21 protein-coding genes and 1 pseudogene are annotated in these 19311 nt (G+C 57.6%); 15 read left to right on the top strand and 7 right to left on the bottom strand.

Features of this window, described 5'->3' with window-relative positions:
* The first annotated feature begins 4 nt into the window (after positions 1–4).
* The 6 genes from GOB85_RS00680 to uraH are packed head-to-tail and all read left to right on the top strand — an operon-like array spanning position 5 to position 5950.
* On the top strand, positions 5–1600 hold the full coding sequence (locus tag GOB85_RS00680; RefSeq protein WP_173575688.1) for a gamma-glutamyltransferase family protein: 1596 nt from the start codon (positions 5–7) through the stop codon (positions 1598–1600).
* The gene (locus GOB85_RS00685) at positions 1597–2886 is read left to right on the top strand and encodes an allantoate amidohydrolase (RefSeq protein WP_338421614.1); all 1290 of its coding nucleotides are present in this window, start codon (positions 1597–1599) and stop codon (positions 2884–2886) included. The genes GOB85_RS00680 and GOB85_RS00685 overlap by 4 nt, the downstream gene beginning before the upstream one ends.
* 22 nt (positions 2887–2908) lie before the next feature.
* Complete coding sequence (locus GOB85_RS00690) at positions 2909–4165, top strand: pyridoxal-phosphate-dependent aminotransferase family protein (protein WP_173575689.1); 1257 nt, start codon at positions 2909–2911, stop codon at positions 4163–4165.
* Positions 4162–5076, top strand: a complete 915-nt coding sequence (puuE, locus tag GOB85_RS00695) for an allantoinase PuuE (protein ID WP_173575690.1) — start codon at positions 4162–4164, stop codon at positions 5074–5076. Before GOB85_RS00690 ends, puuE begins: the two co-directional genes overlap by 4 nt.
* Positions 5073–5600, top strand: a complete 528-nt coding sequence (gene uraD, locus GOB85_RS00700; protein WP_173575691.1) for a 2-oxo-4-hydroxy-4-carboxy-5-ureidoimidazoline decarboxylase — start codon at positions 5073–5075, stop codon at positions 5598–5600. The genes puuE and uraD overlap by 4 nt, the downstream gene beginning before the upstream one ends.
* Positions 5597–5950, top strand: coding sequence for a hydroxyisourate hydrolase (gene uraH, locus GOB85_RS00705; protein ID WP_173575692.1), 354 nt, complete (start codon positions 5597–5599; stop codon positions 5948–5950). Before uraD ends, uraH begins: the two co-directional genes overlap by 4 nt.
* A gap of 47 nt (positions 5951–5997) precedes the next feature.
* On the opposite strand, the gene GOB85_RS00710 is transcribed toward uraH, so the two are convergent.
* Positions 5998–6384 carry a DUF4112 domain-containing protein gene (locus GOB85_RS00710; RefSeq protein WP_173575693.1) on the bottom strand — a complete coding sequence of 129 codons (387 nt, stop codon included), beginning with the start codon at positions 6382–6384 and terminating at the stop codon, positions 5998–6000.
* A gap of 175 nt (positions 6385–6559) precedes the next feature.
* On the opposite strand from GOB85_RS00710, the gene GOB85_RS00715 reads away from it, so the two are divergent.
* Positions 6560–7252 (top strand): MarC family protein, encoded by a 693-nt coding sequence (locus GOB85_RS00715; RefSeq protein ID WP_173575694.1) that lies wholly within the window; start codon positions 6560–6562, stop codon positions 7250–7252.
* Between the two features lie 5 nt (positions 7253–7257).
* On the opposite strand, the gene GOB85_RS00720 is transcribed toward GOB85_RS00715, so the two are convergent.
* Together GOB85_RS00720 and GOB85_RS00725 are read right to left on the bottom strand one after the other, a co-directional pair.
* The gene (locus tag GOB85_RS00720; RefSeq protein WP_173575695.1) at positions 7258–7842 is read right to left on the bottom strand and encodes a uracil-DNA glycosylase family protein; all 585 of its coding nucleotides are present in this window, start codon (positions 7840–7842) and stop codon (positions 7258–7260) included.
* Positions 7839–8549, bottom strand: a complete 711-nt coding sequence (locus tag GOB85_RS00725) for an NAD-dependent deacylase (protein WP_173575696.1) — start codon at positions 8547–8549, stop codon at positions 7839–7841. The genes GOB85_RS00720 and GOB85_RS00725 overlap by 4 nt, the downstream gene beginning before the upstream one ends.
* A 281-nt stretch (positions 8550–8830) precedes the next feature.
* Here GOB85_RS00725 and GOB85_RS00730 point away from each other — a divergent pair, with 281 nt between their 5' ends.
* On the top strand, positions 8831–9856 hold the full coding sequence (locus tag GOB85_RS00730; RefSeq protein ID WP_173575697.1) for an MYG1 family protein: 1026 nt from the start codon (positions 8831–8833) through the stop codon (positions 9854–9856).
* Positions 9857–10103: 247 nt separating this feature from the next.
* Here the strand turns inward: GOB85_RS00730 and cysC are convergent, their stop codons facing one another.
* From cysC to GOB85_RS00745, 3 genes are read right to left on the bottom strand one after another with little or no spacing between them, the layout of a single operon-like run.
* Complete coding sequence (gene cysC, locus GOB85_RS00735) at positions 10104–11990, bottom strand: adenylyl-sulfate kinase (RefSeq protein ID WP_173575698.1); 1887 nt, start codon at positions 11988–11990, stop codon at positions 10104–10106.
* 17 nt (positions 11991–12007) lie between these two features.
* Entirely contained in the window at positions 12008–12802 is a 795-nt protein-coding gene (gene cysD / locus GOB85_RS00740) for a sulfate adenylyltransferase subunit CysD (RefSeq protein WP_173575699.1), read from the bottom strand.
* 38 nt (positions 12803–12840) lie between these two features.
* Entirely contained in the window at positions 12841–13527 is a 687-nt protein-coding gene (locus GOB85_RS00745) for a phosphoadenylyl-sulfate reductase (protein ID WP_173575700.1), read from the bottom strand.
* Positions 13528–13804: 277 nt separating this feature from the next.
* Here GOB85_RS00745 and GOB85_RS00750 point away from each other — a divergent pair, with 277 nt between their 5' ends.
* A complete protein-coding gene (locus tag GOB85_RS00750) occupies positions 13805–14410 on the top strand; it encodes a glutathione S-transferase family protein (RefSeq protein ID WP_173575701.1) in 606 nt (201 codons plus the stop codon).
* A gap of 65 nt (positions 14411–14475) precedes the next feature.
* Here GOB85_RS00750 and GOB85_RS00755 read toward each other — a convergent pair whose 3' ends face one another.
* A complete protein-coding gene (locus GOB85_RS00755; RefSeq protein ID WP_242011181.1) occupies positions 14476–15366 on the bottom strand; it encodes a methyltransferase domain-containing protein in 891 nt (296 codons plus the stop codon).
* Between the two features lie 107 nt (positions 15367–15473).
* Here GOB85_RS00755 and GOB85_RS19670 point away from each other — a divergent pair.
* The 6 genes and pseudogenes from GOB85_RS19670 to GOB85_RS00780 all read left to right on the top strand — a co-directional run.
* Positions 15474–15704 (top strand): annotated as a pseudogene (locus GOB85_RS19670) (double zinc ribbon domain-containing protein); the annotation flags it as partial.
* Positions 15705–15707: 3 nt separating this feature from the next.
* The gene (locus GOB85_RS00760) at positions 15708–16280 is read left to right on the top strand and encodes a ComF family protein (RefSeq protein WP_338422443.1); all 573 of its coding nucleotides are present in this window, start codon (positions 15708–15710) and stop codon (positions 16278–16280) included.
* Positions 16281–16521: 241 nt separating this feature from the next.
* Complete coding sequence (gene grxC, locus GOB85_RS00765; RefSeq protein ID WP_173575937.1) at positions 16522–16791, top strand: glutaredoxin 3; 270 nt, start codon at positions 16522–16524, stop codon at positions 16789–16791.
* A complete protein-coding gene (locus tag GOB85_RS00770; RefSeq protein ID WP_173575703.1) occupies positions 16788–17264 on the top strand; it encodes a DUF1178 family protein in 477 nt (158 codons plus the stop codon). Before grxC ends, GOB85_RS00770 begins: the two co-directional genes overlap by 4 nt.
* 117 nt (positions 17265–17381) lie before the next feature.
* On the top strand, positions 17382–17900 hold the full coding sequence (locus GOB85_RS00775) for a DUF2147 domain-containing protein (protein ID WP_173575704.1): 519 nt from the start codon (positions 17382–17384) through the stop codon (positions 17898–17900).
* 82 nt (positions 17901–17982) lie between these two features.
* Positions 17983–19281: a lactonase family protein gene (locus GOB85_RS00780; protein ID WP_173575705.1), complete on the top strand. Its 1299-nt coding sequence runs from the start codon at positions 17983–17985 to the stop codon at positions 19279–19281.
* Positions 19282–19311 lie beyond the last annotated feature (30 nt).

Below are 19311 nucleotides of genomic sequence, written 5' to 3' on the forward strand. Positions count from 1 at the left end.
GCTTATGTTGCACACAGCCCGGTCCCTGCGTGGCATGGTGACAGCGCCCCATCATCTTGCATCGCAGGCGGGGCTTCAGGTGCTTCGCGCCGGAGGGTCGGCCATCGAAGCGGTTGTCGCAACCGCAGCAACGCTGGCTGTCGTTTACCCTCATATGACGTCGATTGGCGGTGATGGGTTCTGGCTGATCTGCTGGCCCGATGGTCGTACCGAAACGATTGACGCGTGCGGTGGCGCGGCGATGGCGGCCAATCTGGATCTTTATAAAAAAGCTGGGCTTGGCGCGGTACCGTGGCGAGGTCCCCTTGCAGCGAATACTGTTGCCGGAACCATCTCTGGCTGGGCGCTCGCGCTTGAACGCTCTGCTGCGGAGCGAGGCAGCACACTACCGCTTGCACAGCTTCTGTCGGAGGCCATCCGTTATGCAGAGGATGGCGTGCCTGTCACGGGCGGGGGCGCCGCGATTGCCCACGAGAAATCTGTCGAACTGACAGCTGCACCGGGTTATGCGGCTGTTTTTGAACCGGATGGCAGGCCTTTGCTGGAGGGTGAAATTCTGCGCAATCCGGCGCTGGCGGCAACGTTTCAGGAACTGGCTGCAACCGGACTGCAGAGCTTTTATGACGGTGCTCTGGCGGAGCGTATCGCGGCTGACCTTGCCGCAGCGGGAAGTCCGGTCAGTGCGGCTGATCTCGCTGCCCACAAGGCTCAGTTACGCGATCCGCTTTCAGTTCGTATTCACGATGCCACACTTTTCAATATGGCACCGCCGACACAGGGTGTCGCTTCGCTCCTGATTCTGGCGATTTTTGACAGGCTGAAAGCCGATGAAGGGGAGAGTTTCGCGCATATTCATGGTCTGATCGAAGCGACCAAACAGGCCTTTCGTTATCGCGATACGCATGTTGGTGACCCTGCCTATATGACTGTTGAAGCACAGGCCATTCTCGACAATCCGGCGGCGCTTGACGCTATGGCTTCAGCAATCAATCCGCAGCGGGCGGCGCCCTGGCCGCATCCATCTCAGGCGGGTGATACGGTCTGGCTTGGAGCCATGGACGCAACCGGGCTTTCGGTCAGCATGATACAGAGCACGTATTTCGAATTCGGGTCCGGCGTTGTTTTGCCGCAGACAGGAATCGTCTGGCAGAATCGTGGCGCGAGCTTCCGTCTGACCGAGGCGGGCTGGAATGCCTTACGTCCCGGCCGGAAGCCTTTTCACACTCTCAATCCTGCCGCGGCACGGTTCGATGATGGCCGCACGATGGTTTACGGAACAATGGGCGGAGAGGGGCAGCCTCAGACCCAGGCAACGGTATTCTCGCGTTATGCCCGGTATGGCATGGGTCTGCAGGCAGCTGTAACAGCACCACGCTGGTTGCTGGGAAAGACATGGGGCCAGGAAAGCGTGACGCTCAAATATGAGGATCGTTTTGCGCCCGGACTTATTGGCCAGCTTGGTGCTGCCGGACATGCTATTGAACGCGTCGGGCCATTCACCTCCATGATGGGGCATGCGGGAGCCCTTGTGCGTCATACAGACGGCGTGATCGAAGGGGCGACTGATCCGCGAAGTGATGGAGGCGTCGCGGCGTGGTGAGCGGAGAGCCGATAACGGAACAGCATCCTGGCGGAATGCGTGCTGTCGCACGCTGTGATCTGCTGGGTGAAGTGCCGTTTAGTGATGAGGTCGATCTCCTGTTCCGTCCCTGGCTCGGACCCGGGTTTCATGCCACGGTGGAAGCCGTTTCGGGCTGGATGCGGGCGGCGGGCATGACCGTCCGGCGAGACAACGCCGCCAATCTGATCGGCCGCTACGAAGGGCTGACACCGGACGCACCCGCGCTGCTGTTTGGTTCCCATCTGGATTCCGTGCGTGATGGGGGCCGTTACGACGGAATGCTCGGCGTTATCGCCGCCATCGAAGTCGTTGCCGGCTTCCACGAGCGTGACGAGCGCTTCCCGTTCGCGCTGGAGATCGTCGGTTTCGGTGATGAAGAGGGATCGCGCTTTCCGGTCACAATGCTGACCACGCGTGCTGTTGCCGGCGTCCTGGAGGAGGACGATCCCGACGCGGCTTTCGCAGATCTCCGGGATTCCGAAGGCGTTACCATTTCCCATGCTCTCGCAACGGCGGGATTGACGCCGCTCGGGATGGCCGCGGCCCGACGCAGTGAATCTGATCTCGTGGCTTACGTCGAAGCCCATATCGAGCAGGGGCCGGTACTGGAAGCCGAGGGGCGGGCAATCGGGGTGGTCAGTGGCATTGCCGCTCAGCGTCGATACGAGGTGAAGTTGCATGGTACGGCCGGGCATGCCGGCACGATGGCCATGGGACTGCGACGGGATGCATTGGCGGCAGCTGCGGAGATCGTGCTGGCGATTGAAAAAATTGCACAGTCTTATGACGGAAAAGATGGTCTGGTCGCCACGGTCGGATCGATGCGGGTCTGGCCCGGCGTGGTTAATGTTGTTCCGGGTGATGTTGTCTTTACGATCGATGCGAGGGCCGGGTCCGCCGCCACGCGGGATGCTGCTGTTGCATCCATACTTGAGCTGATTGAAAACATTGCTGCCCGGCGGGAAATTGAAGCGGAGATTATTCCGCGAGAAAATCTGGCCGGCGTGCCGTGTGATCCGGAACTATTGCGGCTGCTTGAGGCGGCGGTCTCCGATGTGACCGGACAACCGGCCCGGATACTGGTAAGCGGCGCGGGGCATGATGCAATGATCATGGCGCGTCTCGTGCCCATGGTCATGCTGTTTATTCGCTGCGAACAGGGCATAAGTCATAACCCGGCTGAAGCTGTTCTTTCCGGGGATGTGGATGTTGCTATTCAGGCGCTGACTGATTTTGTGCGCCGTTTTGCCGCTGTAAGAGACTGATCGACAAAAGGAAAGACGAGTAATGACAGGAACTTTTTTCGGGCCGATCGATCCGCCGCAGCGTCTTCTGATGGGTCCCGGGCCGATCAATGTGTACCCGCGTGTTCTTCGCGCGATGAGTATGGATATGCTGGGACAGTTCGACCCGGAAATGACCGCATATATGAATGAAACCATGGCGTTGTACCGCCAGGTTTTCATGACGCAGAACCGCTGGACGTTTCTGATCGACGGCACGGCGCGAGCCGGCATTGAAGCAGCACTCGTCTCGCTTGCAGAACCAGGTTCGCGGATACTGATCATCCAGGCAGGACGCTTCGGTCTGCTTTTGTCCGAAATTGCCGGACGGATCGGTGCAGATATCCGTACGATCGATCTGGAATGGGGCGAGGTCGCAAGTCCTGAAGTCATTGAAGCGGCAATCAAAGAGCATCGGCCTCGCGTCTTTGCCTGTATTCATGGGGACACCTCAACGACAATGGCACAGCCCCTGGAGGGTGTTGGCGATCTTTGCCGGAAATATAACGTGCTGTCCTATGTGGATGCGACGGCGACGCTCGGCGGCAATCCCGTCGACGTCGATCGCTGGGGTATTGATGTCGTGACAGCCGGATTGCAGAAATGCATGGGTGGGCCACCGGGATCGGCGCCGATTACAATTTCCGACCGGGCAGCTGATTACATTTTCTCACGACGACACGTCGAGCAGGGTATCCGTGCAGCGGGAACTCAGGATGGTCTGGGCGCGCGGATCGGGTCGAATTATTTCGATCTCGCCATGGTCATGGATTACTGGTCAGAGAAACGTCTGAACCATCACACCGAAGCGACGACCATGCTTTACGGGGCACGTGAATGTGCGCGGATCATGCTGGAAGAAGGACTGGAGGCACGGTTCGACCGGCATCGCCGGGCCGGAGCCGCTGTGACAGCCGGGCTGCGGGCGATGGGGCTGCGGGTGTTTGGCCATGATGAGTATCGCATGGCAAATGTGACTGGCGTATGGATTCCTGAAGGCGTTGACGGAGAAGCCGTACGTCTGCGGATGCGTGAAGATTTCGAGATTGAAATAGGCACGGCGTTTGGACCGCTGATCGGCAAAATCTGGCGCATCGGGGCGATGGGCTACAATGCGATGAAGCATAAGGTGCTCATTACCCTGGGAGCGCTGGAGGTCGTCCTGTCGGGGCAGGGTTATCCTGTGCCGCGTGGTGCCGCTGTCGATGCCGCGCTGGCAGCGTGGAATGCAGGCGGTGCAACGAAAGCTGATACGAAATGAGCGACTATCCCCGCGATATGGTCGGTTACGGTGCAAATCCACCAGACCCGCGCTGGCCAGGACAGGCCCGTGTTGCCGTTCAGTTTGTGATCAATTACGAAGAAGGTGGCGAAAACAACATTCTGCATGGCGATGCGGGTTCTGAGGCATTTCTCTCCGAGATGGTCGGTGCCCGGTCTGTTCCGGGTGCACGGGCGATCGCGATGGAAAGCCTGTATGAATACGGCTCCCGGGCTGGATTCTGGCGCTTGCATCGTCTGTTCACGGAACGGCGCCTGCCCGTCACTGTCTTTGGCGTGGCGACGGCCCTGGCGCGCAATCCGGATGCCGTTGAAGCAATGCTGAAGGCAGAGTGGGAAATTGCGTCTCACGGACTTCGCTGGATCGATTACCAGGATGTCCCGGAAGAGGTCGAGCGGCAGCATATTGCTGACGCCATCGCACTTCAGACGGCTCTGACGGGGGTTCGACCACTTGGCTGGTATCAGGGACGTACAAGCCCCAATACGGCACGGCTTATCGCGGAAGAGGGCGGGTTCGTTTACGACGCTGACTCTTATGCTGATGACCTGCCGTATTATGACCGCACCTGGGCTGTAAAAACGGGCCGTCCGCAGCTCATCGTGCCTTACACGCTTGATGCCAACGACATGAAAATCGTGGCGCTGAACGGCTTTACCGAAGGCGAGCAGTTTTATCGCTATCTGCGCGATACATTCGATCAGCTTTGGGAAGAAGGCGCATCGCGGCCCGGGATGATGTCAGTCGGTCTGCATTGCCGCATCGCCGGCAGGCCTGGCCGCGCCCGGGCCGTGGCCAGATTCTTGGACCATGTGCTGACGCGTGAAAACGTCTGGATTGCCACGCGCCTCGACATTGCCCGGCACTGGCTTGAGGTCTGCCCGGCATGACGGGTGTGTTCGACACCGTCAACCGGATGGATGAGGAGACATTCGTCGCGACCTTTGGCGCGCTCTATGAGCATTCGCAATGGATTGCTCAGGAGGTTTTCGACAGGAGACCGTTTGGTGATACGGACGGGCTGCTGTCGGCGTTCAGACAGGTTGTGTCTGAGGCTTCTGAGGAGAAACAGCTTGCTCTGGTCAGGGAACATCCAGAACTTGCGCGCCGGGCCGGAGTTGATGCGACGCTGACGAAAGCCTCTCAGTCCGAACAGGCTTCAGCCGGGCTCGATCGTCTGACGCCTGAAGAATATGCACATTTCAACGTTCTGAATACGGCTTATCGTGAACGGTTTGCGATGCCGTTTGTCATCTGTGTACGGCTGAGCGATAAAGGGCTGATCCTGTCGGAAATGGCGCGCCGGGTAAAGAACACGCCTGCGGCGGAGTTGCGGATGGCTTTGGCAGAAATTGATAAAATCGCAGCACTTCGTAGTGCGGATGTGCTGAAACGCCTGGAAGCCGGAGCATGAGCTCGCTTTCGACCCATGTGCTTGACCTTGTTTCCGGAAAACCGGCTTACGGCATGGCTGTCACGCTCTGGCGAGGTGAGACAGTTCTGTTTTCGGGCGTCACCGGCGGGGACGGACGCTGTCCTGAACTGAAAGAGGTCGGTTCACTGGAAGCAGGAACTTACCGGCTGGAATTTGCCGTCGCCGCTTATTTTCGCACGCAGGGCGCGGCGCTGAGCGATCCGCCATTTCTGGACATGGTGCCTCTGGTGTTCGGCATCGCAGATCCTGTGGATGGAGGCGCTGGCGGACACTATCATGTGCCCCTGCTGGTATCACCCTTTGGGTTTTCAACCTATCGCGGCAGCTAAAGACAAAACGCGCTCATCTGATCACGTCAGGTTGCCGGAACAATGAATCAGAGCAATTTACCGTTCAGATAATCTTCCAGCAATGCCACATTCCGAAGGTTGGCTTTGAACGCGGCATCAATGAGATCTCCCACCAAAGGGACAAAATCGATTGCAGCTTCGAGCGCGACGTTGACCAGCATCCGCACCAGAACAGACATTGGGGCACCCATTCTGCGGGCTTCCCATACAATATAAAGCGACACCAGGGTCATGATGACGGTGCCTCCGCCGGGAACAAGGCCGATCACAGCGTCCAGGCCCAGACGGAATTTTGTTCCCGGAAGCCTGAACGAAGCGTCCAGCAGCCAGGCAAGCCGTTTAAGACGCTCAAGCCGTTCCCTCAGGGTTTGGCCGAAAGGTAGAAGGACATCACCCGAAAAGGTCTGGTTCATTGTCATGGTGTACCAGATTGGAAGACAGAAGCGTTTGTGCAAGAGGGCAGATTATTCTGCAATGCAGGAAGAGCAGGCCATGGGCAAACAAAGCACAATCCTGTATGCGGCCCGGAGTGGTTACACAGTCTGACGCTCTGACCGGGTAACTGTTCACTTTCAGACCCGCCCGGCCATGACCATTCCAGATTCCGTTCTTATTGCTCGCGACAGCTTTCTGCTGGCTTTCCCGGCGTTGTTTTCCATTGTGAACCCGCTGGGCGCTTCGATCATCTTCCTTCAGGCGGCTGGCGCGCATACACCCACGGAACGCGCCGTGCTTGCGCGGACTGTCGCTGCCTATTCGTTCATTCTTCTCGTTGTTTCTATCTGGGCAGGTAGTGTGGTCCTGGCATTTTTTGGTGTCTCGGTAAACGCACTTCGCGTCTCTGGCGGTCTCGTTGTTGCTGTGCGTGCCTGGACCATGTTGCAAAGCCCTGAAGTCAGTGAGCAGAAGCGACAGAAGCAGGTCATTCAGGACGGCCAGCCTGTCATGTCGCCTCACTGGAACGACATTGCTTTCTTTCCGCTGACAATGCCTTTTACGGTTGGTCCCGGCTCAATCTCAGTTGCGATCGCGCTCAGTTCAGGTGAAAGCGGCAGACATTTTTTCGCCTATGAAGGCGGGATGTCTGTCGCTGCCGCTGCCGTGTCTGTCATCGTCTGGATTGCCTATGCCTACGCGGAGCGTCTGACTGCGATGCTTGGTGTCACGGGCACGCGCATTCTCAGCCGCCTCGCCGCACTCATTCTGCTCACCATCGGCGTGCAGATCCTGGCAGGTGGCATTCTGGGATTTGCAACCGGATTTTATCGCTCGTTACACTAAACACGTTAGTTCTCAATCGCCCGTGCCACTTCACGACGCAATGTCGGCAGAACGTCTTCGGCAAACCACGGTGACTGTCTTTCCCACGCTCCTGTTCGCCATGAAGGATGCGGGAGCGGGAAGTAACGCGGCAGATAGTGCCGGAAATCCAGAACCCGTTCAGACACTTTCCCCGGACCGAGCACAGCGTTCTGAGCATAGGAGCCGACGAGAAGTGTCAGTCTGACATCTGTGAGTTCCGCCAGAACTTTCCCCCGCCATAAAGGCGCGCATTCGGGGCGCGGGGGACAGTCGCCACCTCGCGCCAGGCGTCCTGGATAACAAAAACCCATGGGGACAAGAGCGACACGTTCGGTATCGTAGAATGTTTCCCTGTCCATTCCGAGCCAGGATCGAAGCCGGTCCCCTGATGCATCATTAAAAGAAATGCCTGTCTCATGAACTTTTGTGCCCGGAGCCTGGCTGGCGATCAGGAGGCGGGCACGCGGTGAGACATGAAGGACGGGACGCGGTCCAAGAGGCAAATGAGTGGCACAGACTGTACAGTTGCTTATCTGTGAGACCAGTTGCGCAAGCGTCTCGTCGCTCAAAGGAGATTTTCCGCGAGATAGTCTCTGACGAAACGAGGAACGATGGTTGTCGCTTCGCCATAGGATACCTCGTCGAACAACCCGGCATTTCCGGATGGGACGAGGTTCAGTTCAACTGTTCTGGCCTGCCCGGACACTTCGTCGACAAATCCGGCTGCCGGATAAACTGTTGCCGAGGTGCCGATTGCTACGAAAACCTCACATCGCTCCAGAGCACGCTGAATGCGTTCCATGTGGAGAGGCAATTCACCGAACCACACCACATCGGGACGGAGGTGAGGCTGTCCACAGGCAGGGCAGGGGGTGTTCCGTTGGCAGTCAGTTGCCCAGAGCGGCGTCGCACCGCAATTCAGGCAGCGAAGACGGAGGAGTTCTCCGTGAATGTGAACGAGGTTTTCCGAGCCGGCGCGTTCGTGCAGGTCGTCGATATTCTGGGTGATGAGGAGGAAGGCGTCATCGGTCATATTGCCGTATGCTGCTTCGAGATCGGCGAGAGCGCGATGAGCGGCATTCGGTTCTGCTGTTGACAGTTCGCGTCGGCGCTTGTTGTAAAAATCGTCGACGGTGTCAGGGTCACGGGCGAAGCCTTCGGGTGTACAGACATCTTCGAGGCGAATCCGGGACCAGATGCCACCTTCATCGCGGAATGTGTCCAGTCCCGATTCCCGGCTGATTCCGGCTCCGGTGAGAATGACCATTCGTTCCATCCGGGTCTCCTGTTCTGATTGACGGTATATGGGGATGAATGACGGGCAGAATAGTTGTTCAGGATTTAAAAAGAGAGTGATGTCGCCGGCAGGCATGCGGGCAGCGGATAGATGTGGTTGTTACGGGCCGTGAAAGCCAGCAGTAAAACACGGTGATCTGCGGCTGACGGCATGCAGATTACGGGTCAGCAGTTCAGTGATAAAGTTCATTGTTCTGCGACGGTATTTGCAGCATGAGGACACGAACGAAAATTCATTCTTATTTGTCAGCGGATCTTCATATGTCAGAGCACACTCCCATTGGTCTTGATGACAGGACCACCCTCATCAGGGCGCTGACCCATTCCGGAAATTTTCACGTCGACGAGACGCTGGGATATGTCATTCTGCATTATGCACTTGCGCCCCAAGGTGATCTGAAAAGCCGCATTCTGGGGGATACACCCGGTGATCGGCTGGAGTTCACCCGCACAAGATCACCGGAGCGCATTAAGACGGCGGACGTCGTGTTTGATGTCGGGGGAGAATATGAACCCGCCAGAGGACGCTATGATCACCACATGAAGGACAAGCCGCTCCGCGACGATGGCACGCCCTATAGCGCGGCCGGATTGTTATGGAAGGATTATGGTTCCGCCGCGATCCGCAATATTCTTAAGACACCTGTGGACGAAAAGACGATCACGGCGATCTGGCAGGCCATTGATAAATCATTGATTCTTCCGATTGACCAGGATGACAATGGTGTCGTGAAGATGGGGAGACTATCCCTCGCCGATATTGTGTCGGCCTGCAGTCCGGCGTGGGATACCGCCGAGTTGTATGGCGCCGGGGAAGCCCGAACGAGAGAAGCGCTGGGCTTTGCGAACGCGGCGACTGCTGTCGCGTCTCATCTGGTCAATACGGTCGATCGCGTCCGGGCCAGTCTGAAGGCGGCGGACAGGGTACTCGCGGCCTGGAAGGAAGCTCCCGACAAACGCATTCTTGTCATGGAAACAGGAATGCCCACCGAGAAGGTGATCTTTGAGCATGACCTTCCGGTCGTCTATGTGGTGTCTCCGGCCGGGAGCACCGGACAATGGAATGTAAAGGCCATTCCGCCGGAGCGGGGTGATTTCGGTCAGCGCGTCTCGTTGCCCGAAGCCTGGCGAGGTCTTGACGGGCAGGCACTTGCTGAGGCGTGCGGTGTTCCGGATGCCGTTTTCGCTCATCCGGCGCGCTTTATCTGTGGTGCAGGAAGCCGGGACGGTGCGATAAAAATGGCTCAGCTGGCACTGGAGATTGATGAGTCTTTAAAACAGGCATGACCTGTTGCAGAAATTGCCGGGTGCTTCCTCGCGGCCCGGCATGGGGAGTGGAAAGACCTTCGTTCACTTCTGAAGACCAGACGGTCAGAACCCATAAGGGAATATCCTGACTACATTTCCGTAAAAAATCAGCCGGGCAGCTATAATGTCCGAAACGATGAACCCGGAGCGTGCCATGGCATACCCCGGGTTCAGGCTGAAACGATTGGGTCCTGCCAGACGGTCGTTCGGATCGGATATTATATTATCAGCGAATTTTTCTGAGAATGTAGTCCGTGAGTGTTACAGCATTCTGCTCCGCATTCGACTTATCAGCTATAATGTGCAGATCCGGCTTCGCAGGTGCTTCATACGGTGCGCTGATTCCGGTAAAATTTTCAATTTTCCCTTCACGGGCAGCACGATAGAGCCCCTTTGAATCACGTTCCTCACAGGTTGCCAGGCTGGTATCGACAAATACTTCATCAAACGCCACACCAGCGATCCTGCGTGCAAGACCGCGATCAGCTTCAAGCGGCGAGATCAGGGCAACAATGACGACCTGACCTGTCTGTGCAAGAATTCTGGCGACTTCAGCGGCACGGCGAACGTTTTCGTGCCGGTCAGCTTCGGTGAAACCGAGATCACTGCACAGCCCCATACGGAGAGTATCGCCATCAAGCACGCAGGCATCGATGCCATCGGCCCAGAGCTTCCGTTCGGCAAGACGAGCGATCGTGCTCTTACCGGCACCGGAAAGACCGGTGAGCCAGATAACGCGGGCTTTATGTCCTTTGCCCCGGGCGCGCTCGCTGCCGCTGACTTCGCCACCGGATGGATGGATGGCGTGGCTGCCTGCGGCGAGCGTTGCCGGACCGAGGAGCGGAGCCCCGCCCACGATACGCTGATTGCGATCGACAAGAACACCGCGTCCGTCCGATGTGCCCGGAGAGAACGGGTCGAACAGGATGGCTTCACCGGCAACGAGGGTGATTTCCGCGAAGCCTTCGGGCGGAACCTCGTCGGACTGCTGCGTGGTCAGGTCATCAAGGCGAACGACTGAGTCGATCGAGGCGACGGTGACCTGGTGTTCGGCGGTGGCGAGGCGCAGGCGGAAGGTTTCGCCAACCCGGAGGGGTTCCTGACGGAGCCAGAAAAGGTTGGCGCGGATGCGGGCGGATTTCTCCGGAGCCTGGTGAGGAGCGAAAAGAAAGTCGCCGCGAGCGGGGATGACGTCGGGTTCGAGGACGAGGGCGACGGATTCACCAGCGCTGGCGTCCTTGCGTTCCGGGGCGCTCCAGCGTTCGATGGCGGCGACGCGGGCGGTGCTGCCCTGGCTGCCGATGGTGAGTTCGTCACCGACGCGGAGGGTACCGCGTTCGATGCGCCCCACGACATAGCGTTTATCGTCAAAACGGTAGACGTCCTGGACCGGGAGGCGGAACGGGAGGGTGGCGCGGATGTTCCCGTCCGGCACGGCTGCGAGGGCTTCGGTGAGGATCGGGCCCTTATACCACGGCGAGCGTTCGGAACGGCTGGCGATGTTGTCACCGTCGCGGGCAGAGGCCGGGACGAAAAGAGAGGGGGTCAGTTCGAGCTGGGTAAGCAGTTCGGTGACGGAATTTTCGACGGCACGGACTTTCTGCTCGTCGAAGTCGAGCAGATCGACTTTGTTGAGCAGCACAACGATGTGGCGGATGCCGATCAGGCGCAGAAGCATGGCATGACGGCGCGTTTGCTCCTGGGCGCCTTCATTGGCATCGACAACCAGTACAGCGGCGTCCGCATCGGCAGCTCCGGTAATCATGTTGCGGAGAAACTGGCGGTGGCCGGGGGCGTCCACGATCACGAACTGGCGGTTGCCGAGACGAAAGGGGATACGGGTTGAATCGACCGTGACGCCCTGGTCGCGCTCGATCTGGAGGCTGTCGAGGAGGAAGCTCCACTCGATGGCGAGCCCGCGCTTCTTTGAGGATTCGAGGATCTGCGCGACCTTGCCGTCCTCAAGGTTGTTAGTGTCGTAGAGGAGGCGTCCGATCAGGGTGGATTTGCCGTGATCGACGTGGCCGACGATGACGATGGGGGTTGCGGATTCGAGAGCGACGTCACGGTCGATCGGGTCGATGATGGTGGTGGCGGTCAATGTTTCGCTCATGGGTTTGTTTTCACCCCTTACAGGTAGCCGGCGACACGCAGCCGCTCGAATGCATCTTCGGATTCGTGATCCATCGCACGACCGGCACGTTCGGATGTGCGGGTCGTCTCAAGTTCAGTGATGACTTCGGCGAGCGTCGAGGCATTACTTTCGATCGGAGAGGTGATGTCCTGATCACCGAGGGAGCGGTAACGCTTGCCATTTCTGGCGAAGTAAAGATCGACCAGCGGAATGCCTTCGCGCTCAACGTAACGCCAGATATCGATTTCGCGCCAGGCCAGCAGCGGATGCACGCGGATATGGACACCATCCTCATGCGGAGTTGCGTATTGATCCCAGAACTCGGGCGGCTGGTTGCGGATGTCCCATTTATGGGAGGCACCACGCGGGCTGAAGACACGCTCTTTTGCACGGGTGCCCTGTTCGTCGCGGCGGATTCCGGCGATGACTCCCTGAAGTTTGTGCTTTTCGATCATGGCGGCGAGGCCGGCGGTTTTACGCGCGGCGGAACGGGCGGCCGGTGGCAGGGTGGGGTCCATTTCCTCGACAGGCGGACAGTATCCAAGCTGGAGATCCAGGTTCCACTTCTTTGTATATTCGTCGCGGAATTTATACATCTCCGGGAATTTTTTTTCAGTATCCACATGCATGACGGGAAAAGGCACGCGACCGAGAAAGGCTTTGCGTGCCAGCCAGATCATGACGTTGGAATCCTTACCCAGCGACCATAGCATCGCCAGCGGTTTCAGCTTCCGATACGCCTCGCGGAGGATGAAGACGCTTTGCGCTTCGAGTTGATCGAGATGGTCCATGGTGAGGAAAACCTTCCATTATCAGATCGGGCCTGTTCTCAGGTCGGCCGATGAATACCGCATTCAACCTTGGCCTGTCCTGCCCAGCGGCCAGCCCTCGGGTCATCATTTTCGTCGACAGGACGGGTGCAGGGCTCGCAGCCGATCGAAGGATAACCCTTCATGGCCAGCGGGTGGCGCGGCAGGTTGCGACGCTTCATCTCTGCGTCGATGTCTGCTGTTGTCCAGTCAGCCAGCGGATTGATTTTAATACGCCCCTCTGCGTCCTGCTCCACAACGTCCATGCGCTGGCGCGTTGCTGCCTGCGAGCGTTTGCGTCCGGTCACGAGGGCAGCAAACGGCAATGTCGCCAGATCGAGCGGCTCAACCTTACGGAGTTTGCAGCAGGCATCGGGATCGAAGGCCCAGAGCTGTGACTGCGGATCACGCTGCGCAATCGCATCAGGGGAGGGATGAATATCGCGAACGTTCGTCAGGCCAAGTGTTTTCGCCAGATCGCGACGATATTGAATCGTCTCCGGAAAATGCATTCCGGTTTCAAGAAACAGTACCGGAAGAGCAGGATCAATCTCGGTGACAAACGCCAGAAGCAGAGCCGATTCCGCGCCAAACGACGACAACACAGCCAGTTCACCGGGCAAAGCCATCACAGCAGCGCGCAAAACCGCATGGGCATCGCTGCCAGCGTTCCGGATCATCCCGATCTGCTGCGGAGAGACCATCATAATCAGCTGTTTCACCGAATGTTGTACGATAAGAAGATGTAATTCCCGGCCATCATGTAAGCTTTTAAGGCTGTCACATCAAGAGATGGACGATCTCCTGCCGTGTCGTTTTTGTGATTGATGTCGTAATTCACTATTGTTTATTGTGAATAAAATATGTCAGATATACTTTTAGCGGACGGGTCTGCGCGATACTGGCGGGCCGTCATTCCTGTCGGCGTTTTTTGTGCCAGGTTCCTGTCAATGGTGCTTCCGTCCGCTCACACCGGAGGTTCTCATGAAACTTTATTATAGCCCGGGTGCCTGCTCGCTGGCATCTCATATAATCCTCAGAGAGACCAGAACATCTTATTCGCTTGAAAAGGTTGATCTGGCAAAAAAGACAACTGAGACCGGACAGGATTTTCTGAAAATCAATCCACGTGGTGCTGTGCCGGCCATCGAAATCAAACCGGGCGTCATTCTTACTCAGAATCCGGCGATCCTTCAGTATATCGGTGACCATTCCGACGTTGACGCCTTCCGACCAGCTTTCGGATCTCTGGAACGTGCACGCCTGCAGGAGGCGCTGGGATTTTGCGGTGATCTGCATGTGGCCATGGGAGGACTTTTCACTCCCGATCTGACGCCGGATGCAAAGAAAAATGTCGTTGCCGCAATCAACCGGCGGATGAGTCAGCTTGAGACATTTCTGACGGGATCGTCGGAATACTGGCTGCCCTGGGGTTTTACGCAACCGGATGCTTACGCGTCGGTCATTATGAGCTGGGCCGGCCATGTCGGAGTCGACATTTCGGGCCATGCGAAAGCCTGGAATCTGCATAATCGCGTCATGGGCCGTCCTTCAGCTCAGGCGGCAATGACAGAGGAAGGATTGATCTGATTCATTGTAAAGGAGGCGGAAGCCGCACCGGCGCTGCTTCCACCTTTCAGACTTTCTGCCAAGCGTCAGACCGGCTCGCCGCCGCCATCCAGTACATCTTGCATGGACGTGGTGAACTGACCAGGGGCAAGAGGTTGCGGCTGTGTTGGTGCGGGCGCCCAGGCGCTGAGCACAGCCGTATGCAGGGGTGTCGCTATGGTTCCGTCTTTGTCAGCATAACGCTCTTCCAGCAGCGAAAGCGCGGTGGGGAACAGAGATGCCGACGGTACCCGATGGTCACGTAGCATAACGGCACTGGTCTCACCAGCCGCGCGAAGATCCCGAAGCAGAGCAAGACCGGATCGATAGCGAATATCCATGGTTTCGGCATCGACGACGGGCAGAGCGAAGCCTGCACGCTGGAGCAATGAGGCGCAGTCTCGCAACGTCGGAAAAGGCGAGACACGTGGTGACACACCACTACTGAGCGCCAGTTCCGCCTCGGCGAGGCAGTCTCGCAGTCCGGACAGGGTCGGCAACACCGGAATGCTGGCAAGGAAAAGGCCATCCGGCTTCAGAATATGACGAATCTGCATCAGGGTGCCGGGCAAATCATTAACCCAGTGGAGAGAGAGACTGGCAATAACCAGATCAAAAGTCTGCGTGCCAAAGGGGAGGAATTCCTCGTCAGCGCAGACGGCCAGTGGCCCCGCGCGTCGGGCAAAGCCATAAGAAAGATCGCAGCTTACGGCATCGATGCCACGTGCGCGCAGGCCTGGAAGCGTGGCGCCCCTTCCGCCGATGTCCAGAGCGAGGGAAAACGTTCGGGTCAGATCGTCCAGACGTTCAAGAAGCAGATCGGCTGCCTCATCAAAGATTCCGGAGACACTGCCGGGCATGGTTGCCGCCCGCTCACGGTGCAGCCTCACAGCCCGCCGGTCGAATGTGACGTGATTATCCTGCATGATATGAAGCATGTGCGCCCGCCTCGGCTGCATGCCAAGTGCGGCAGACACGACTGGCGTAAATGTGTCCGATCGAAATATGTCTGGCATCAGGCAGCAGAACAGGCAGAGCATTGCAAATGCGGGAACTGATCGAAACGGAACGCCTCAGACGGTTCGCAAAAAGAGCCGGCCGGTTCGCGCTTGATCTGGTGCTGCCCCCCACCTGCACAGCGTGCGGGACAGAAGTGGATCAGCCGCATTCACTCTGCCCGGACTGCTTCATCCGCATGCATCCGATTGGAAAGCCCCGCTGCGATCAATGTGGGGTGCCGTTACCGGCTGAGAGTCATCTCGGATCCGATGCCCGATGCATGCGATGTGAACGGCACCCGCCACCCTGGTCGAAAGCACGGGCGGCCTATATTTATGACGATGGCTCGCGGGATCTCATCCTGAGTCTGAAATACGCGGACCGGACTGAAAACGCAGGCGTGCTGGCGCGGCAGATGCTTCGCGCCGGAGACGACATCCTGGCGACAGCGGACATGCTGGTGCCGGTTCCGGTGCACTGGCGACGTCTCATGCAGCGTCGTTACAATCAGGCTGTCCTTCTTGCCCGTACTGTTGGAAAGCTTTCGAATACACCCATGCTTGTGGATGCTCTGAGACGCCCGCATGCTACCAGTCGGCTCGCGGGATTTTCACCTGGAGAGCGCGCAAAAGAGATGCATGACGCCATTACCGTGAAAGCTTCGCGAATAAAGGAGCTGAAAAATCGCCATGTGGTTGTGGTGGATGATATTCTGACCACGGGAGCAACTGCGGCAGCATGCACCAGAGCGCTGCTGGATGCCGGAGCGGCGTCAGTCGCGCTACTTGCGGCAGCAAGAACGATCCCTCTCGACAGCGAAGATATCGATCGTCCTGAGGACTCCTGGCGATAAAGCCTGTCCATATCGGCTACCGGACTCAAATTCAGGGAAACTCCACATTTTTGTTGAAAATTCAGAGCAGAAAAGTAGTTCCACGGCCCTTTTTTCCCGAATCTGGCCGACATAAAGCCTGAGCTATGGCAACATCATGCCTTGTTGCGCGTATGACAGACCTGCAGGACGTGATAAGATCACCAGAATAACGTTTAGCTTCATGACAGACAGTAATTCTGAACAGATTAACCGGATGACCATGCCCAGGGTTGAAATCTATACCCAGCCCGGATGCCCATATTGCATTCGTGCTGTCGCATTGCTGGAAAAGAAGGGTGTTTCTTTCCGGGAAATAAACGCACCACATGGCACGCCCGAACGTCTGGAATCGCGTGACCGATCTGGGGGGCGGACGACCGTGCCGCAGATTTTCATTGATGACAGAGCGATTGGCGGATGTGACGATCTTTTCGCACTCGACCGCCATGGTAAACTTGACTCCCTGTTGCATATCAGTGGAGCGCCATGATCCTCTACCAGCTCCGCTGCTCTGGTGCGCATGAGTTTGAAGGCTGGTTTCGTGACTCTGCCGCATTTGAGGATCAGGCCTGTCGCGGCCTGCTGGTTTGTCCCTTCTGCGGGATCAGCAAAGTCGATCGGGCTCTGATGGCGCCGGCTTTGCATTCAGCCCGTACGCCCGATAACACGATGGTCAGAGAGACTGCGGCAGACGTACCTCCTTCTTCATCCGATCAGACTGCCAGTGCAGCAAGTCCGATTCCGGATGTGCTGATGGCGACACTGCGCCGGCTTCGGCATCACGTTGAAACGTCATGTGAGAATGTTGGAGACCAGTTTGCTGACGAAGCTCTTCGTATCCATCGTGGCGAGGCTGCCGAGCGGGGAATCTATGGAAACATGTCCGAAGAGCAGAAGGAAATTCTTGAGGATGAAGGCGTCGTGGCACAAGCTCTTCCCTGGGTTTCACGTGCCGACAGTTGACATGGCGGAGCTCATCAGACCCGGTTCGGCACCGGATCAGCCAGAAAGGCAACACAGGTGGAAACCGATTCTGTTCACAAGGCAGCCTCTCAGACTGACAGCGACAGGATCGTGGATATGCGCTTTTTCGGAAGGGTGACGCGGGCAATTCACACTTTGCCTGCCCGTATGCCTGCTGCTTTTGCCGCGTTTCTTTTTCTGGCATCGGGGCTCGCTTATGCTGACCCGGACACGAAAGCGCCCGGGTTACCGGCTTCGGGTCCTGAGTTTGGTTACTGGCTGAGCGAGAAACATGACGGTGTCTTTCATGTCGCGCGATGCGGGGATGCGATCTGCGGCACACTTGTCGGGTTGCAGTATAAACCTTCCGAACCCGTCCCGGTGAGCAAAGATGGTAAGTCAGAATGCGGCCTGGTCATGCTGACTGATTTTAAACCCATGTCCGACGATCCTGGTCGTTGGGCGGGGCGCATTCTCGATCCGGACACAGGTAATGTTTACCATGCGCAGATATGGTCGCCGCATCCGGATGTGCTGAAGCTGCGGGGCTACATCATGATTCCGATTTTTGGCGAAACGCAGACATGGACCCGTTATGCCGGGTCAATCGGTGCCGGCTGCCGGCTGCCGCAATAACAATAAGGCCACACGGATGCCTGGTGTGGATGACACACTTCGTCTCTGATGTGACAGGATGAATAAAAGGACGTTAGCAGGGATGAAGAAGACACTCGGCCGCCGCCTGTTCGGTCTCTCGGTCATAGGCGCGGGTCTGGCAGATGCTCTGAAATCAGCGTTTGCTGATGACGCTCCCCCCCCTCCGCCAGCACCCATACCAAAAGGAGCGCTGAAGAAATCCACGCCGGAAGCGGCCGCCAGGAAATCCGGTCCGCGCACACTGTGTTATGTCGGTGGCTATACAAAGCATGGTCCACCTGATGCGAATGCAAAAGGCATTACGCTGTTCGAAATGGATACGACATCAGGCGTGCTAACACAGCTGGGCAAGGTGACCCCCACCGATAATCCGTCTTTCCTTGCCTTATCACCTGACCGGCGATTCCTTTATGTTGTGAATGAAGTCAGCGATTTCGGATCTGAGAAAAGCGGAGCAGTGACTGCATTTGCCATTGATCAGCATACCGGCGTACTGACGAAACTGAATACAGTCGCAAGTGGAGGTGCCGATCCCGCACATCTGAGCGTGCATCCGTCCGGCCATTATCTGCTGGTTGCTAATTACACGAGCGGCAGCGTGACCGTGATCCGGATCGAGGCGGATGGCAGTCTCGGCGAGCGCACGGATCTTGTGCATAATTCCGGCCCGAAGATGCCAGAGCGAGCGGCCGATAATCCGCCTGGCAATTTTGCCGTGAGCGACCACTCTGGCCCGCATGCGCACATGATTCAGGCCGATATGGCCGCGAAATTCGTTCTGGTCGCTGATGCCGGCCTTGATCGCGTCTATGTGTGGAAGCTCGATCCGGACAAGGGTGTGCTGATTCCGGCGGCAAAACCCTGGTTCAGTATGGAGCCGGGGTCCGCGCCGCGCCACTTCTGTTTCAGCCTTGATGGCAAGGTCATCTACATCCTCGGTGAGCAGAATTCACGCATCGTGGTTGCGGATTATGATACCGAAACAGGTGCCATCTCTCCGCGGCAGACGGCTGCCACGGTCACCGGACGCTTCCGTGGCAGCACTATCGCAGCGGAAATCATTCTTCATCCGAATGGAAAATATCTTTACGTCACCAATCGGATTGGTGACTCGATTGCCTGCTTCCGGGTGAAGGATGATGGGTCGATCGAGTTGTTTGATGAGGTGTGGGAGCATGCTGATTACGGTCGGGCGATCAGCTTCGATCCGACCGGCAATTTCATGCTCGTCGCAAACCAGCGCAGCGATTCCATCACCTCATTCCGTGTGAACGGTCAGACCGGAGCTCTGGAGTTCACGTGGAACTTCACACCCGTCGGAACGCCGAGTGCGTTTGCGTTCGTAACCCTGGAAGGCTGAGTGAAGGGTCTGGTCTCTGCAGACAAGGAC

It is taken from the genome of Acetobacter fallax (assembly GCF_011516735.1).
In the GTDB taxonomy this organism is placed as follows: domain Bacteria; phylum Pseudomonadota; class Alphaproteobacteria; order Acetobacterales; family Acetobacteraceae; genus Acetobacter; species Acetobacter fallax.